The sequence below is a fragment of the Niastella soli genome, from assembly GCF_017742245.1.
Classification (GTDB): domain Bacteria; phylum Bacteroidota; class Bacteroidia; order Chitinophagales; family Chitinophagaceae; genus Niastella; species Niastella soli.
On the sequence record NZ_JAGHKO010000001.1, the window covers coordinates 1,776,333 to 1,793,711 of the forward strand.

Consider the following 17,379-nt stretch of genomic DNA (forward strand, 5'->3'; position numbering starts at 1 on the left):
TAATAAGGCCACGTTTCGACTTTCCGCCAAAGGCGGGCACGCGCTCAGGGCTATTTACTAAATAGCAATTCGGCCTGTGCTACTGAATCGGGTTTGCCCACATCAATAAACCGCGAGCCGCTGTGGTCGAAACCTTTTATGGTATGTGTTTTGGCCAGATCGAGGTACACATCTACCATGGAGAACTTTCCTTCGCGCTGTATCAAGGACAATAATTGTTTGCTGATTACATGTATACCGCTGAATGCTTTTGGGATGTAGTTGGCGTTTGTACGGGCTATCTTTTCTTCGCCTGTTTTGGTATTGCGCCAGCCGCACAACGTGTTGGCTTCGTCGAATAAAAAGTAACGGGAAGTGGTCCTATTGGTTACTGCCAATGTTGAAACGGGATTCAATTGCTGGTGATAGGATATGAATTTACCCAGGTCCAGGTCGGTCAGTATATCTACATTGATCACCACAATGGTATCTGCAGAGAACAAAGCGGCTGCTTTCTTAATACCGCCACCAGTTTCCAGCACTTCATCGGTTTCATCGCTGATGGTGATGTTGCTGCCCCAGCCTTTGTTCTGTTCAATAGCAGAAACAATCTGGTCGGCAAAATGGTGCACATTTACTACTACATCGGTAATGCCGTAATGCTGCAGGTATTCAACATTGTGTTGCAATAAACTTTTACCATGCACCATTGCCAGCGCCTTGGGGTGTTTGTCGGTCCAGGGTTTGAACCGGGTACCCAGGCCAGCGGCGAAGATCATGCCTTGCAAATTGTTCATTGTCGTTGTATGATTATAATACAATATTCTGTACCAGCGTACTCTTGTATGGGTAGTCGGTATTAAAATGCAATCCACGGCTTTCTTTGCGGAATGCGGCACATTTTACGATCAGGTAACCTACGGTGATCATATTACGCAGTTCACAAAGCTGGGGCGACAGGGCAGTTGTTTGATACAGGGCCTCTGTTTCTTCCCACAACAGATCGAGGCGTTTGGCCGCGCGCTCCAACCTGATATTGGTCCTCACAATACCTACATAATCGCTCATTACCTGTTGCAGTTCCTTCAGGCTTTGGGTAATAAGGATCATTTCTTTTGGTTGTGTAGTGCCGGTTGCCTTCCAGTCGGGGATGGCCTGCGCTTCTGCCGATTTTTCGATCGTTTTAATTTTTTCGGCGGCATCAACAAAACTACGGTGGGCAAAAACCATCGCTTCCAGCAGGGAGTTACTGGCCAGGCGATTGGCGCCATGCAACCCGGTACTGGCGCATTCGCCCGCTGCATATAAATTTTTTATGGAAGTGCGTCCCCATTCATCAGTTTTGATGCCACCGCAGCTATAATGGGCGGCCGGAGCCACGGGTATATACTGAGTAGATACATCAATACCTATTGAACGGCATTTCTCATAAATGTTTGGAAAATGCTCAATGAATTTATCGGTGGGAATATGGGTAACATCGAGGTACACATGCTCGGTACCGGTGATCTTCATTTCACTATCTATTGCGCGGGCTACGATATCGCGTGGGGCCAGGTCTTTACGGGGATCATATCGTTCCATAAAGGCTTCCCCATTTGTGTTGCGCAAGATACCACCGTCGCCGCGTACGGCTTCTGAAATTAAAAATGATTGTCCGCGTACGCCTGGTTCATACAAAGCTGTAGGGTGAAACTGAATGAACTCCATGTTCTCGATACGTCCCTTGGCCCGATATACCATGGCAATGCCATCGCCGGTTGCAATACCGGGATTGGTGGTAGAGCGATAAACCTGGCCATTGCCGCCACTGGCTAAAACGGTAATGTTGGCCAGTATCTTTTCCATCTGATTGGTTTTCAGATTCAGCACATACACACCGTAACATTCAATATGGGGAGTGCTTTTGGTGACCAGGTAACCGAGGTGGTGCTGGGTAAGCAGGTCAACCACATAGCAATGTTTAACTATCTCGATATTGGGCTGGCTTTGGGCCGCTTCCAACATAGCCCGCTCCATTTCCCTGCCCGTAACATCTTTATGATGCAGAATGCGAAATTCGCTGTGACCGCCTTCTTTACCTAGTTTATAATCGCCATCTGATTCTTTATCGAAACGGGCACCCCAGTCAATTAATTCCTGAATGCGGTCAACACCTTCCTTTACTACTATTTCAACCACCTGCTTATTGCACAGGCCGTCGCCAGCAATCAAGGTGTCTTCAATATGTTTGTCGAAGCTGTCTTTTTCAAAATCCGTTACACCGGCTATACCGCCCTGGGCATATTTAGTATTGGTTTCATCAGCCTGTGTTTTGGTAATGACCAGTACTTTTTTATCTGGGTAACGTTGAGCTGCCTTTAGTGCAAAAGTCAATCCGGCAATACCGGAGCCGATAACAAGAAAATCAGTTTGCATATTATTTCCGAAACCTCAAACCTAGTTAAAAATGCGTTTTAATCCAATGTAATGCCCACCGGCTTAATATTGAATGGTGTAAGCAAATTTTGAAGGGTTATCCAGTAACTCAAGCAAATTGTATTTCATGGTCACTGTTTTTTTGTCTTCAGATAATTTGATAATTGGGTTATCGGTTTTTTTGGCGGCGCGGGGTAATTTAATAGTTGTTGTGTACAGGATCTCCATACCCGAAGAAGTTAATTGTTTCATTTGGGCCATTTCCGGGCGTTCGGTGAGGGCTTTGTATTTTTCCTGGTTTACTTTTCTTTCAATAAGGCCATTTTTTACGGTAACATCAAAAATACCTGCAAAATCGCCCATATCGGGTCCTTTAGGCATACCTGGTTGATCGTCACCGGCCTGAGGGTTTCCAAATAAATTTTTAAATGCATTGGCCATACCGGGTCCGTTGCCACCTTGTCCGCTCATTAACTTTTGCAGGCCGTTCAGATTTTTGTAGGGGATGTCCATATCCATTTTGAATACCTTTTCCTTGATATTCATTTGCATTTTCATCTTGCCATCTTTCATCAACTCCTTTTGTTCAGGGGTCATGTCTTTGGCTGAATCAAGCATGTTTTTAAAAAGAATGGTAGTGTCATATACTTTATCCAATCCGTCTTTTTTTAATTCTTCCTCGCCCGCAAAGGTTTGCATCATCTCTATGAGTTGACCCATATCCATTTTGGTAACATAGGTGCCAGTGCCATCGGCTTTGATCTCGATCTCTTCATTCACTTCGTAGCAACTAACAAAAAATACACAGATCGCTACAGTCAGGACATATTTGAAAAACTTCTTCATTACAGGTGATTTATGGCAAGTTAATCGTTTTCAGCCACTCCGGCCTGGTACCAAACCGTAAATGTTTGCGAACGGCTGGGCGTCAAAAGTTGCAGTCCCATGCCATTGTTAAAGCAATCGGGCGCCCCGCTGAGGTTTTCAATAGCTATGCTTTTGCGGTGTGGTGGCGTATAAATCTGGATGTACGGATACAGTTTATTGGTAAAAATTGAAACAAACACGGCGTTGGCAGGATTGTAAAGGACCGCGGCGGGGCGCTGGTCAACCGGTTGCACAACAAAACAATTATCGAATTGGCGGTTGCCGATAAGGATCCCTTCCCCCAGCGATCTGTCAGCTATGAGTTTGCCGGTAGGAACTAATTTATCATCGAATTCTACCATAGTTTCGGTGCTCACCTGCATTTCATAGTCATCGATAACGCCGCCCAGTTTAAAATAGGGATGCCAGCCGTCTGCAATGGGGATCGACAGGCTATCGAGGTTTAGCACAATGGTCTCAACCTGTAATATGCCACGTGGGAACAGGGTGTACCGAACTTCACAATTGTACTCGTAGGGATAACCGGGGTCTTCCCGTTTAAATTGATATCTGAGTGTTACCGATGCCTGTTTGTCGTCGGCAAATTCATTTACAACATTAAATGGCTTGTTGTATAAGAGACCATGAATGGCATTGCCATCGGAAAATTTGCTGGCAAACTCGAAGTCTTCTTCTTCAAGCGTGTATTTTCCATCCCGCACCCGGCAAACAAAGGGCGATAACTTGCTGCTTTTAAAGGAAACACCCAATTCCTGCTCCACCTGTTCGCGGTTGGCATAGTTATCAATAATGTTCAGGTGCTCTCCATTTACGGGTATCTGAAAGCCATGTAACATCGCGCCATATTCTGGTAGAATCGTAATGATTGTATTTGTTGCCTTATCTTGCAGCTTAACCAATGATAACCCGTTCTCGGTAATGCGGGAAACATTAAAACTCATAGTATTCAATTTAGGAACTACGGAAAATTTTTTAAAATTAATTCATCTAACGATATTGTAGCATGACCAAGAAAATTCAACAGGCTTTTCGTGAACGTTTTAATAAAGAACCGCTGATCATTGGAGCCCCGGGCAGAGTGAACCTTATTGGAGAACACACAGATTATAACTATGGTTTTGTGTTGCCTGGCGCTGTAGATAAGAGGATTTATGTTGCTATTGCTCCTAATGGAACTAATACAGTAAATGTTTTTGCCAGTCAGTTTAATGAGTCATATTCATTTTCTTTAGATATAACAAGTCCGCAAAAAGGTTGGATGAACTACCTGCTGGGCGTGAGCTATCATATTCAACAACAGGGAAAAAAGATAGGCGGGGTTGACCTGGTGATCGATGGCGATATTCCGGTTGGAGCAGGCATGAGCTCTTCTGCAGCTTTATGTTCGGCTTACGGTTTTGCTTTGAATGAATTGTTTCAATTGGGCCTGAGCCGGATGGACCTGGCGTTTATTGGACAAAAAACCGAACATACGTTCGTAGGCGTTAAGTGTGGTATCATGGACCAGTTTGCCAGCCTGCATGGAAAAAAGGGCCATGTAATGAAACTCGATTGCCGCAGCCTCGAATATGAATACATTCCATTTGATTTTCCTGGTTACAAGATCGTATTGGTGAACAGCATGGTTAGCCATTCTTTGGCGGGCAGTGAATACAATGTTCGCCGTCAGCAATGTGAAGAGGGCGTGGCAATTTTACAAAAGCATTATCCCGACATCAAATCTTTGCGGGATGTGGAACCGGTGCAATTGCTGCAACACCAGGCTGAATTACCACCCGTTGTATTTGATCGTTGCTCATTTATAGTATATGAGAAAGAAAGATTGCTGGCTGGTTGCGAGGCTTTAAAGAAAAACGACCTGGCCACCTTTGGCAAACTGATGTTTGCCACGCATGAAGGGTTGAGCAAAAAGTATTCAGTAAGCTGCACTGAGTTGGATTTTCTGGCTGAATGCGCCCAGCATATTACCGGAGTAGTTGGCGCCCGCATGATGGGGGGAGGATTTGGTGGTTGTACTATCAATATTGTACAGGCAGAAGCGGTTGATACCTTTATTCAAAAGATCCAGTCTGCATTTAATGGGTTGTTCAGGATAACACCTGAGGTGTATGTGACCCAGATAGAGGATGGAACAAATATATTGTCATAACTAGTTAACCGTGCCACGGTTCCAAACCGTAGCACGGTTAAAACGATCAGATGTAAACCGGCAGGAGCCGTTTTTTGGCGCCTGACCGGTTTTGTGTTTTTCCTGGCGATACTCCAATTTGAATCTCGGTCATATTCTTTTCAGGCTCTGTGAAGTTTATATTCAGAAATACTTCCCGGCACTCATTGGTAACTGGTATATGATGTTCGGCCAGCCTTTCCATGATCTGAGCATGACTGCCCGGTAATTGTTCCCAGGGACCTTCATGCGGAAAAGTGATGGCCTTGAAAAAGTCGAGCGCCTTTACCTGAAATCTGGAAGACTGGAATGCCTTCCTTATCGGAATGGCTATTTCCAGGGTGAACAGGGTATCGGCATTCCCATCCATTCCATAATAGATCCAATGCAGCGGACCATTGATAAAGCTTTTACGGCCGGCTTCTGCATAGAGTTCAGCCATAACCGGACCAAACTCATGAATTTGAGAGATGGTAGTTTGATGTATACTGCTTAATACCGTTAACGGCGGATAAGTTTTGATATGCATACAAATTACTTTTAAAGTGAATTAATAACCACGCTGCACTGTATAATAACGATTGGGAATGGTTCAATTGGACAGCTTTTTCCTGAAAAAGGAAATAAAAGGTATAAAGGATGAAATTCGAAGTACGAAGCAGAAGAATGCGGAGTTTTTGAGTCCGACCTTACTTCATATCTCGGTTTTATGCCAATGCTTCCTTTCCCCATGCTTCCCATTCTTCTTTACTGGGGCCATATACGCCTGGCACTTTTAACCCGGCCATACGCATCAGCACAGTCATTTGGCCTCGGTGGTGTGTTTGATGGGTTATCAGGACCCACAGGGAGAACCCGTTTTTCCAGGTAGCGCCATACATGTTTTGTTCCTGTTCCAATGTTTCGTCGGTCCAGTAGCTGATGATAGCTGCCACCAGCTGATCAGCATATTTTTTGTAGTTTGTTACCAGTTCCTGTACCGTATTATAGGTAACATACTCTTCTTTTATTGGTAAACCCAGGTTGTGGGGCATTTCAGTCACTGTTTCAACAATGTGATTGGCCAGCCGGCCCAGGGTGCGTCCACCGGGAATGGCAACCTGCAATGAGTCATCGGTAAGATTGCGAAAGATCTTCAGGGTTGCTTCGGTTTCTTCTTTCCAACGGTCGAGAAAGTCATGAATAGTGCGTATCATTTGAATAATATTTAATGTGTGAAGGTTGTAAAACCAAAGTAACATGCAGTATGTGACAACAGTATGTCAGTAGGCCCTACAAAAAGTCAAAAATATTTTGGGGACTTGATAAGGAAGGGCGCGTTTCGACTTTCCGCAAAAGGCGGTCACGCGCTCAACGCTTAAGTAATGATCCTTCGATCCTTCGACTCCGCTCAGGACGCTCAGGACGGCTCAGGACCTACTTCGCGTTATTGCTCTACAGGCAGGTAATGCAGGCGAATTTCTTCGGTGAGGTCTTTCATCACATTATGAAGGGCTTCGGGCGATTCAATTGATACACTGTGGGTATACATCAACAGCCAGCGGCCAAAATACTCCAGCGAAGAAGTGACATAGTACATAAGAACAAAGTCGTCTTTTACTTCTTCCCGAACATAACCATAATAATACTTTTGATTGCCGATGTGCCGGGCGGCAGCGCGGGTGAACCGGACACACACTTCCTGCAGTTCGCTATGATTGATCATGGTTTGCAGATATTCCCGCAGGGAGGGGTGTGATTCAGGGTCAAAGGTATTATCAAGAATTTGTAATTGCTGTATACGGCTTACCCTGAAATCGCGATAACCATTACGGAGTTTACACCAGCCGATCAGGTGCCAGGCCTGGCCATAGTGACATAAACCTATAGGTTCCAGGTTGCGTTCCGTTACGGCATCTTCACCCGATTGGTAACGGATATGAATTTCCCTTTTATCACCAAGGGCTTTTTGCAGTTCGGTAAGGTGGCGACCTGCTGAATCATCGGCCGGCAAACGCGACAAAACCGCAATGTTATCATTTAGCTGGTCCATGTGCTCCTTGTCGGTCGTGCGGAGCACCGCTTTGATCTTATATAAGGCAGCGTTGAAATGTTTCTTTATCGATTCATCAGTAAGATGTTCAGTGAGTTTAGAACCCAACAGCAGGGCAGAGGCTTCTTCCTGGGTGAACATTACCGGTGGCAGGCGGTAGCCCTCCATAATGGTATAACCGCTTCCCGCCTCACCGATCACCGGCACACCACTTTCTTCCAATGCTTTAACATCGCGGTATACGGTACGTAAGCTGATGTTAAAACGATCGGCTACCTCCTGCGCAGTTACCCTTTTTTTACTTTGCAGGTGGGTGAGAATAGCATGAAGTCGGTCAATTCGGTTCACTAAAAGCTAAGGTTATTGATTGAATATGTTGGGTTTCAAGTTGTAAATCGGCAGACGGCAGACGGCAGACGGCAGACGGCAGACGGCAGACGGCAGACGGCAGACGGCAGACGGCAGACGGCAGACGGCAGACGGCAGAAAATTTCCGGCGACGCAAGTTCGCGTATTAGTTTTATATAATCGCGAACCCTTTCACGTTTCACGTTTGACGTTTCACGCCTTCTCCACCCAGGCGTCGTTTTCTTTCAATAAATTAATCAATTCTTCCACTGCAATGGTGCTATCGACATTGCGTTTTACAATTTCTTTTCCTTTATACAAAGTGATCTTGCCAACACCACTGCCTACATAGCCAAAATCGGCATCGGCCATTTCTCCAGGACCGTTTACAATACAACCCATGATAGCGATCTTAATGCCTTTCAGGTGATGGGTCATCGAACGGATCTTTGCAGTGGTTTCCTGTAAGTCGAACAGCGTACGGCCGCAGGAAGGGCATGAAATATATTCGGTTTTGGAAATACGGGTACGGGTGGCCTGTAAAATAGAAAAGGAGGTATTGTTGATGAACTGGTGATTGTTCTTTGTTTCCAGGTAAGTACGGCCACTTACTTTCTGGTTCTGGAGCTTTTCAGGTTCATTCATCAGCCAAACGCCATCGCCCATACCATCGAGTAGCAATGCGCCACTGTCTGTTGAGAAATGGATCAACTGCTCATCAATGGTGGTATCGTGACTTTCAACTGCCAGTATTACCGGGCAGGTAATGCCCTGGTTCACCAGTTCAATAATGTAACGCCTTACCGATGGCATGGCGTGTGCGTTGGATGAATACAAACACAACACAACGGAATCATCATTACGAATTTCCTGTAACAGTTCCCCCGAAGCTGGTTCATTTACATCTACCGCAACAAAGTTCAGTAAGCCTGAATGATCGGTGCTTTTCAGGTACTCGGTTGATTGAAATAACGGATAATATTTCTCCTTGTCTGATGCGTTTAACCAGGTAGCATGGTCGCAAATTACTTTCAGTGTGCCGGGCAATGCAAAGTCCAGTATTTTTTTACCGGTATACAGGTAATCTGCTGCTGCATCAGCAATGGTGAACTTATCCGTTTCGGTGTTATAGGTATAGCCAATGGCCTGTAGATCTTCATGGCGGATGGTAGTTGCTTTCATAAAGTCTGCAACTACTACGGGCACCTGTTTACCGCCAATATTCGAAACGGTGCCGGTGCTCCTTCTTGTGTATTCAAATGGAGAATAAGGGACTTTAATGATCTCCGGAATACCAGACTGTTTTTTCTCTAATTCCGATTGCCGATTTGTATAGCGCTTTACCAGGTCGCGGCAAACAGGAATTTCAAATTCAGGGTCTTCCGTTAATGACACGCGGATAGTATCGCCCAGTCCATCTTCCAGTAGAGTGCCAATACCGATGGCTGATTTTATTCTTCCATCCTCCCCGTCACCGGCTTCTGTTACTCCCAGGTGTAATGGATAACATTCACCAAACTCATCCATCATTACGTTCACCAGCAACCGGTAGGCCTGAACCATTACCTGGGGATTGCTGGCTTTCATACTCAGGATGATATTGTGATAGCTTTCATGGCGGGCAATGCGCAGGAACTCCATAGCGCTTTCTACCATCCCCATGGGGGTATCCCCATACCGGCTCATGATGCGATCGCTAAGAGAACCGTGGTTGGTACCAATGCGCATGGCAGTGCCATATTCTTTACATATCTTCACCAGAGGGGTAAATCTTTCGCGAATACGATCAATCTCCTCGGCATATTCCGCGTCGGTATAATCTATTTGTTCAAACTTCTTTTTATCTACGTAATTGCCCGGGTTCACCCGAACTTTTTCAATGATGCGGGCCGCTATTTCGGCTGCATTGGGAGTAAAATGAATATCAGCAATCAGCGGGGTCTTATACCCTCTTTTGTGCAGTTCGTTCTTTATATTCAATAAATTCTCAGCTTCTTTTTTGCTGGGTGCAGTAATACGCACCATTTCAGCACCAGCTTCTATACAACGGATACTTTGTTCCACCGTAGCGATGGTATCCATAGTATCGGTAGTGGTCATGGTTTGAACACGGATAGGGTTGAAGTTGCCAAGCAGCAAGTCTCCAATTCGTACTTCACGGGTTGCCAGGCGTTTATATTCTGTCAATGAGTCGCAGTAAAGCTGCATTGTATAAATTCAGATTTAAGGTGATTGCCAGTTAAATACGGGCAAATTGACTGCGAAATTACGAAATCGTGAAACGGCAAACGTGAAACGGCAAAGAATTAACCAAATGGAAAGGCAATGGGAATGGGCAATGGGCAATAGGGAAATACAAGTCGGCAAACGGCAGACGGCAAACGGCAAACGGCAGACGGCAGACGGCAAACGGCAGACGGCAGACGGCAAACGGCAGACGGCAGACGGCAAACGGCAGACGGCAGACGGCAGACGGCAGACGGCAGACGTTTATGGAATACAATAGGATGCTCCACGCTGCGCGTTTCGCGGTCAAAAAGGCAGTAGGCGACTCACCGATTACCAATCTTTTTCAGGCTGGGTTACTGAGCGGGCGCGGTTTTCCTGCATTTTTCGCTGAACGTCCTGTTCTTTTTGTTCAAGCGATTTCAGGTATTGTTCAATCTTTCTTTTATCCAGCTTGTTATTCTCGGGTTTTTGTTTTTGTTGTTTCTGCTGCTGTTGTTTTTGCTGTTGCTGCTGGGATTGATTTTGCTTCTTCTGTTCTGTTAATGCTTTTTGCAGGTTAAAGCGGGCGTCTTCGTCGGTGGGATCGAGTTTTAAAGCATTCTTGTAGGCATCAATGCTTTCCTGTAGCTTTTGTTGCTTTGTTAATGATACGCCCTTATTGTAATATCCTTTTTCCTTGTATTTATTTTCAGTGGTATTCTCTATCAGTTCATCGTACGATTTTTCTGCATCGGGCATATTGCCGGTGCGGAAACGCGCATTGGCGAGGTTATACCGGGCGGTTAAATTTTTGGGGTTCTGTTCTACTGCTTTTTGATAGGCAGGCAATGATTTTTCAAATTGCCGGTTGTGATATAATTTATTACCCTCGCGAATGGCGGCATTCTCATCCTGCGCTTTTACCAGTACAGGTAACAATAGCAACAATGGCATTAGCGATATGTAGAAGAGTTTTTTCAAGCTGCTTTTAATTTCCGTTCAGGTAAAAAGAATTCTATCAACAGGAATACCAAGGCAATGGCCAGAAACCATTGAAAATAACTTTTATAATCCCTGAATGAATTATCATCCAGGATGTTGGATTCAATGGTTTCTAATTGTTTGGTGATGGTGTCTACTGCGGCATCCACATCATCCAGTTTCACATACACGCCTTTGGTAGCAGCGGCCAGTTGCTGTAATTCGGGTTCATTCAGTTTTGATACAACGGTATTTCCGGCTGCATCTTTTTTGTATTCGTTGGTGGCGGGGTCCATAATGGGAGCGCCTTCTGCCGAACCAATACCAATAGTATTGATCATTACACCATCCTGGGCCAGTTGTTGTGCCAGGGGAACGGCCTGTGGGTCGTGGTCTTCACCATCGGTGATCAATACTATTGATTTAAACTTTCTTTCCTTACTATTAAAAGCCGAATTACTGGCGCGTAATGCTTCTGAGATCACAGTACCCTGGGTAGGTACTACCTGCGGACCAGCCTGCTGAATATACATACGGGCTGCACTGTGATCGGTGGTCAATGGCATTTGCAAATAAGCCCTGCCGGCAAACAGTACCAGGGCTACCCGGTCGTTGGGCAGTTGATCCATTAACTTATATACCAACTGGCGAGCCCTCTCCAGGCGGTTTGGTTTTATATCTTCTGCCAGCATGCTTTTACTAACATCGATGGCAATCGCTACATCTACCCCTTTGCGTTGTACATTGTCCATAGCGCCTGGCTTTTGCAGGTTGGCTGCGGCAATAATAACGGCGGTAAGAGCCACGGCGAAAAACACGAACCTCAGTAAAAAATTAGTGGGCGAATAATTGGCAATAAGGGCCTGGACGAGATTAGCGTCCCCGATCTTTTTGATGGTATTTTTTTTCCAGTACATTAACTGAAAATACAATGCTACCAAGAGGGGAATGGCGGCCAGGGCGGTGAGGTACTCGATATGTTGAAAACGAAACACGATAGTTAATGTGATAATTTACTAATTAGCTAATGTGCTAATTAGTTGGCGAATAAATGCAAGATTTAGACCAAATTAGCAATTATCTAAATTTAAGTATTAATGCTTTAAATTGTTAGTTAAAGTACTTCGTATAATTAACAAATTCAAACTATTGCTTTAAAAAATATGCCGCCAGCACGCAAAGCGCAGGCGGCATTTATTTTTTATCATCCGCCTTCTCCGCCGGTTGGCGGCTATGGCGGACATGCATTAGCCAATTAGTTATTTCTTCCCTTCAAAGAAGCCATATTCTTTCAGGATCTGCTTCAACAGGTTTATTCTGATAGATTTGAAATCGATATTAGGGTCGGGTGATTCTACCTGTAGTACAAAAAAGTAAGGGTGTTTATTTTCTTCTATCCAGCCTACTATCCAGCCGAGCTGGTTGCCCTGTGGTGTCGTATTCCAGCCTGTTTTATAACTCAGTTTGTAGTTGGAATTGTCTTCCCACAACATCATACTGCGTACAATGCGTTGTGATCTTTTTTGAAAAGGCAGTTGGTCGAAGTATAATTTCTTTACCAGTCCTAATTCTTCATCGGCGGTTACTTTGGCGGAATTATCGAGCCAGAAGGTATCGAGGTTGTTCTTTATTTTAAAGGTATCGCGCCGGCGTGCATACCCCAGGGTATCTATCCAGTGTTGCATTTTGGTTTGGCCAATACGGCGGGCCAGTTCCTGGTACCATGGTGGGCAGGAAATGCGGAAGGCATCCCACATGGTCATGTCGCGGTTGCACTCGGTGCGTGGGCGGTTAACGCTGTCCCATTTAAAAACGGTATTGGTATCTGCTACTATTCCTTCTTCCAACCCAATGAGGGAGTTAACGATCTTGAAGGTAGAGGCGGGGGTATACACACTGTCGCTAAACCGCGGCAGGTTATAAATGGAAAAGTGCCCCTGTCCATTATCGAAAAGGCCAAAGCAGCCAGTAACTTTATTTTGGTCGAAATATTTTTTCAGGCTGTTATCAACAGTTACATTATTGGGTGAGCAGGCGGCTAAGGTTAGGGAAACTAAAAAGCCGGCTGTGATCCATTTAAGCATAGTGGAAATTTGCGCAAAAGTAAGGCAAACGGGCAAGTTCATTAGTTATTAAGTTATTTAGTTTTAGAACCTAAAAACTAAATAACTCAAGAACTTAATAACCTAATAACCAGGAACTGGCTGCCATTTTATTTCGGGAGACCAAACTTATTGATAAGTGCTAATAGTACTCCATTGGTCCATCCAAAACCATCCTGAGAGGGGTATTCGCCACCGCCGGCTTCCAGGTTCAGGTCAACCACATTGTATTTTTCCATCAACTTGCCGGTCCTTTTAAACACCTCCACATTCAATTTGATCCAGCGTTCGGCTATATCGCGTGCCAATTCGCGTTGGCCGCAACGGTCAAGCCCCCAAATGGTCATCCATTCCAGGGGCGCCCAGCCATTGGGCGCGTCCCATTGCTGACCGGTGTTAAAGGGAGAAGCTGTTACACCACCGGGTTGTAATAGTTTTGACTTTATCTGTTCTGCTGCCTGACGGGCCAGCAGGCTCATATAATCCAGGTTTTTTGTGTACAGGCAAAATGGATACATTCCTGCGGGTGTAACCACATCCGAGATTTTACGGGTCCTGAAGTTATAATCGGTATAATATTTCAGGGTTTTGTTCCAGCAATATTTATCAATGGCCACTCTTCTTCTTTCGGCCTTGCGGGCATAGTCGGCAGCTGCATTTGCATCGTGGGCCATAAATTTACATTTTGACAGTACGGTTTCCAGCTCATATAATAAACTGTTCAGGTCAACGGGCACCATATCGATAACAGCGATGGTAGTAAGGTTCTTTTTGTCTTTGAACCAGCGGCTGCTGAAGTCGATGCCGCTTTCGGCGCCGGCCCGCAGGTTGGTATACATCTCTTTTACATCCCGACCCGATCTCCTGGCAATTTCTACATCTTCTTTATAACCTTCCTGGCGGGGGGAAGGGTAGTCGTCCCAATAGCGGTTTAAAACAAGGGTGTCATTTAATTTAACCACCCTTCTAAATGCCTGTCCGGTCTTTAATTTGGCGGCGCCTTCCATCCAGAAGGCGTATTCTTTTTCCAGCGCAGGCATAAACGTTAGGTAGGTGCTGTCGCTTTTAATATTGGCCAGCAGGTCTACCATCAAAGCAAAAAATGGTGGCTGCGAGCGACTGAGGTAATACGTTCTGTTGCCATTGGGAATATGGCCATAAATATCTATCATCCAGGCAAAGTTCTTTACCATGTTCTCTATCATTTCACCTTCGCCGCTGGCCATCAGGCCCAGCATGGTAAAATAGCTGTCCCAGTAGTATACTTCCCTAAAGCGGCCGCCGGGTACTATATATGGGTTAGGCAAAGGCAGTAATGAACTACCTATAACAACCGTATCGGGGATACGGCGCAGTACCCCCCACAGGTTTTTGATATGCATCACCACATCCTTTTCCTGGGTAATATAGTTGAGTTGCGGCGTATGCGGCATTTCAAAATTGTTCTGTACAAACTGTTTCAGATCAAATTTTGGCGTGCCTTTTTGCTGGTTGTACTCGGCTACTATATTCTTCGGATTTTTCTTTGGCACGCAGTCAACAAAAGTTTTTCCATCGGGAAATACTTTACCCATTTGCACATCACGGAATAAATCGCCATAAATTTTATCGGGAGTGGCTGGCGGTTGTGCATTCGTACTTACAAACTGCCAGCTGATGAGCAGGCACAGAAAGAATTTTTTCATCTGCAAATATTTATTTCCCCCTGATCAGATGAATATTGACCAGGTTATTCCTATATCAAATGTAATAAATAAAAAACCGTTCCGAAGAATCGGAACGGTGACGTTTGACTTCTATTTATGCTCTCAAAAAAAAAGATTGATCGTTTTTATTTTCGGCGCTCAGAATCTACACCCCACGGTTATATACAATGACCGTCCATCAGATGGCCAAATGCCGGGGTCGGGATAAAAGGTGGGCCGTTTGGTGAAATAGTGCTTATTGGCCAGGTTGTTAATGCCACCTTTTAACTGGTAATTATTCAGGAAATGCACCGTTATATTCATATCCCACAAGCCATAGGCTGGAACCGGTCCTTTTGACCCATTGGCAGCAGGGATAGGTGTATTTAGTGCATCAGAGTAAGTTTTGCTCACATAGCTGTACTGCAGCGAAGCGTGTATGGACCTGTAACCAGCGTTAATGCCATTACGGGTGATCCATTCAGGCACCACTTCCAACTTGTTGCCCTTGATATCGGCATTGCTGTTACCCGTTGCCACGGTCCCTTTTGTATAACGGCCATTCATCCAGGAGGTGGAAGTAAATACCGAAAACTGAAAGTTGGTACTGGTTACTGGCATCCATTCTGCATATAATTCAACGCCATCAGTAGCACTGTTGCCGATATTGGTTTTATAGTTGTAGTAATTGCCAGCATTGTCCTGTAAGATCAAACCACCAATACGGTTGTTATAGATAATATGAAAGAGGGAAATATCGTAACTAATGGTCCCTTTCCATTTACCACTGAACCCGGCTTCGGTAGTATATCCTTTGGCGTCTTTCAGGGCTGGGTCAATAACTTCCAATGCTGATGCAGGAATAACATCCTTGAAGATCATAGGCCGGTAGGCCTGGGCAATACCTGCGTACAGACGGCTGTTCCGGAACCGGTATTGCGTGCTTATACCAAATAATGGGAAACGGTGATCGATTGACAATGGGGTTTTATCCGCATTGTAATAGGCAATGTTACCAGTCATGTGCGTAATGCCGCTTTCGTACCGGAAACCAGGCGATACAGAAAAGGCAGGTGTCAGGTACAGCGTGTTCTCTGCAAAAACGGCAATGTTATTAGTTTTATAATGCAGGTCGCGGCCCCAGCCTGGTGTTATTAATGAAAGATCATAGTCGCTACCGGTAGTGCCCTTGCCTTGTTGGGTGCGATGCAGATCGTTTGTCATTAGTTGTACGCCTCCCGCAATAGTAGTAGCCATATTCCCGATGTGGAAACGATGGTTAATACGTGCTTCATTGGTGTAGCTGTTAAAGCGATCGATGTCAACCTGCCGGGGCTTATAACTATTGGTTGCCCGGTCAATGGTATCGAGGGCGTCGGCAAAACCAATGAACTGTACGCTGTTACGGCGGCCAATAACGGCTGAAGAAGTAAGCACCACCGTAGTTTTATAACTTACGTTCCAGTTCAGGGTAACAGAGGGGATATACATATCAGGACTGAACCAGTTACGGCTGCGGTTCGATTGCCGTGGGTCCTGGGCAAATAGGTCATCAGATAAAGGGCCTGGTATATGGTACCGGTATTTTGAATGCCCCAGTTCCGCTTTTATAAACAGGTTGCTGTTGAAGTTGTATTGCAGTGATGCAAAATGTGCATCGGCATTTGATTCGGAATTCTTGCGATAGCCATCGGCCACGCGTTTGCTGAGGTACGCATAATAGGACCATTTGCCCACGTTTCCGCCAACTGCGTTATAGGTGCTGAACAATCCAAACGAACCAGCTGTGCTCAGGTTCTCAAAACTAAATGCTTTACCGCTATCGGCGCTTTTTGTAACATAGTTGATGAGACCGCCAAACTGTGCGCCATATTGCAATGCGGCGGTACCACTGATCATTTCAACTTTTTCTATCGATTCCATGGGTGCGCTGTAATGGCTGGCGGGGTAACCATACATATCGGAATTGAGGAGAACCCCGTTTTGACGCACATTGTATTCCCAGCTGCGATGGGGATCAAGTCCACGGGTGGAAATATTTACCTGATTGCCTGAACCATCCATATCATACACAAACACGCCAGGGATCTTGGCAAATAACTCCCGGCCTATTTTTGTAGAAAGGTTTGAATTGGCATTGCTGATACTAATGACGCCATTCTTTTTACCGGCCAGTAACCGGCCATCGGTTTCATCATTCATTTGTTCAACCGGGTTTAGCACATTCTTGTTGGAATAAACGGTAACACTACGTAAGGCAGTGACCCGTTCCAGCAAAACAATATGCAGCGAGGTTGATGGTAGGTCATTTAACTGAACCGCGATCTGCTGTGTTTCATACCCGATCTTGGAACACTCCAGTACGGCTGTGTTCATTGCCAGTTGATTGAGTGTAAAACGACCGCTGGCATCGGTAGCGGTACCCAGATTGGTACCCCTGATAAGAATGGTCACCCCTTCCAGCGGTGAACCGGTTTTGTCCTGTATAAATCCGGTAATGGTTTTTGACGTTTGACCTATACAGTTAATAAAAAGGATAAAGGTTAATATTGTAAGAAAATATTTCATTCA

15 protein-coding genes are annotated in these 17,379 nt (G+C 45.2%); 2 read left to right on the forward strand and 13 right to left on the reverse strand.

Translation table 11 applies throughout. The annotated features are described in order from the left end of the window. Positions 1-50 precede the first annotated feature (50 nt). The 4 genes from J7I42_RS07315 to J7I42_RS07330 all read right to left on the reverse strand — a co-directional run bounded on the left by J7I42_RS07315 (position 51) and on the right by J7I42_RS07330 (position 4,226). Positions 51-776, reverse strand: coding sequence for a nucleotidyltransferase family protein (locus J7I42_RS07315; RefSeq protein ID WP_209138126.1), 726 nt, complete (start codon positions 774-776; stop codon positions 51-53). A 13-nt stretch (positions 777-789) separates the two neighbouring features. Then, on the reverse strand, positions 790-2,397 hold the full coding sequence (gene nadB, locus J7I42_RS07320; RefSeq protein WP_209138127.1) for an L-aspartate oxidase: 1,608 nt from the start codon (positions 2,395-2,397) through the stop codon (positions 790-792). A 63-nt stretch (positions 2,398-2,460) separates the two neighbouring features. Next, complete coding sequence (locus J7I42_RS07325; RefSeq protein ID WP_209138128.1) at positions 2,461-3,243, reverse strand: hypothetical protein; 783 nt, start codon at positions 3,241-3,243, stop codon at positions 2,461-2,463. Between the two features lie 20 nt (positions 3,244-3,263). After that, on the reverse strand, positions 3,264-4,226 hold the full coding sequence (locus tag J7I42_RS07330; RefSeq protein ID WP_209138129.1) for an aldose 1-epimerase: 963 nt from the start codon (positions 4,224-4,226) through the stop codon (positions 3,264-3,266). A 62-nt stretch (positions 4,227-4,288) separates the two neighbouring features. Between J7I42_RS07330 and galK the strand changes: the two genes are divergently transcribed. Continuing rightward, positions 4,289-5,434, forward strand: a complete 1,146-nt coding sequence (gene galK / locus J7I42_RS07335; protein WP_209138130.1) for a galactokinase — start codon at positions 4,289-4,291, stop codon at positions 5,432-5,434. Between the two features lie 46 nt (positions 5,435-5,480). On the opposite strand, the gene J7I42_RS07340 is transcribed toward galK, so the two are convergent. From J7I42_RS07340 to ispG, 4 genes are all read right to left on the reverse strand, one after another. Continuing rightward, complete coding sequence (locus tag J7I42_RS07340; protein WP_209138131.1) at positions 5,481-5,981, reverse strand: GyrI-like domain-containing protein; 501 nt, start codon at positions 5,979-5,981, stop codon at positions 5,481-5,483. A 178-nt stretch (positions 5,982-6,159) separates the two neighbouring features. Then, positions 6,160-6,648 carry a DinB family protein gene (locus J7I42_RS07345; RefSeq protein ID WP_209138132.1) on the reverse strand — a complete coding sequence of 163 codons (489 nt, stop codon included), beginning with the start codon at positions 6,646-6,648 and terminating at the stop codon, positions 6,160-6,162. A gap of 230 nt (positions 6,649-6,878) precedes the next feature. Continuing rightward, the gene (locus J7I42_RS35525; protein ID WP_209138133.1) at positions 6,879-7,832 is read right to left on the reverse strand and encodes a helix-turn-helix transcriptional regulator; all 954 of its coding nucleotides are present in this window, start codon (positions 7,830-7,832) and stop codon (positions 6,879-6,881) included. Positions 7,833-8,045: 213 nt separating this feature from the next. Further along, positions 8,046-10,040, reverse strand: a complete 1,995-nt coding sequence (ispG, locus tag J7I42_RS07355; RefSeq protein WP_209138134.1) for a (E)-4-hydroxy-3-methylbut-2-enyl-diphosphate synthase — start codon at positions 10,038-10,040, stop codon at positions 8,046-8,048. Positions 10,041-10,122: 82 nt separating this feature from the next. Here ispG and J7I42_RS07360 point away from each other — a divergent pair, with 82 nt between their 5' ends. Then, positions 10,123-10,338, forward strand: a complete 216-nt coding sequence (locus tag J7I42_RS07360) for a hypothetical protein (RefSeq protein ID WP_209138135.1) — start codon at positions 10,123-10,125, stop codon at positions 10,336-10,338. A 53-nt stretch (positions 10,339-10,391) separates the two neighbouring features. Here J7I42_RS07360 and J7I42_RS07365 read toward each other — a convergent pair whose 3' ends face one another. The 5 genes from J7I42_RS07365 to J7I42_RS07385 all read right to left on the reverse strand — a co-directional run bounded on the left by J7I42_RS07365 (position 10,392) and on the right by J7I42_RS07385 (position 17,376). Then, positions 10,392-10,994, reverse strand: coding sequence for a tetratricopeptide repeat protein (locus tag J7I42_RS07365; protein ID WP_209138136.1), 603 nt, complete (start codon positions 10,992-10,994; stop codon positions 10,392-10,394). A gap of 23 nt (positions 10,995-11,017) precedes the next feature. Beyond that, positions 11,018-12,016 (reverse strand): VWA domain-containing protein, encoded by a 999-nt coding sequence (locus J7I42_RS07370; protein WP_209138137.1) that lies wholly within the window; start codon positions 12,014-12,016, stop codon positions 11,018-11,020. Positions 12,017-12,280: 264 nt separating this feature from the next. Next, positions 12,281-13,105 carry a class D beta-lactamase gene (locus J7I42_RS07375; protein WP_209138138.1) on the reverse strand — a complete coding sequence of 275 codons (825 nt, stop codon included), beginning with the start codon at positions 13,103-13,105 and terminating at the stop codon, positions 12,281-12,283. A 128-nt stretch (positions 13,106-13,233) separates the two neighbouring features. After that, complete coding sequence (gene treF / locus J7I42_RS07380) at positions 13,234-14,808, reverse strand: alpha,alpha-trehalase TreF (protein WP_209138139.1); 1,575 nt, start codon at positions 14,806-14,808, stop codon at positions 13,234-13,236. Positions 14,809-14,967: 159 nt separating this feature from the next. After that, positions 14,968-17,376 carry a TonB-dependent receptor gene (locus J7I42_RS07385; protein ID WP_209138140.1) on the reverse strand — a complete coding sequence of 803 codons (2,409 nt, stop codon included), beginning with the start codon at positions 17,374-17,376 and terminating at the stop codon, positions 14,968-14,970. Positions 17,377-17,379: the final 3 nt, after the last annotated feature.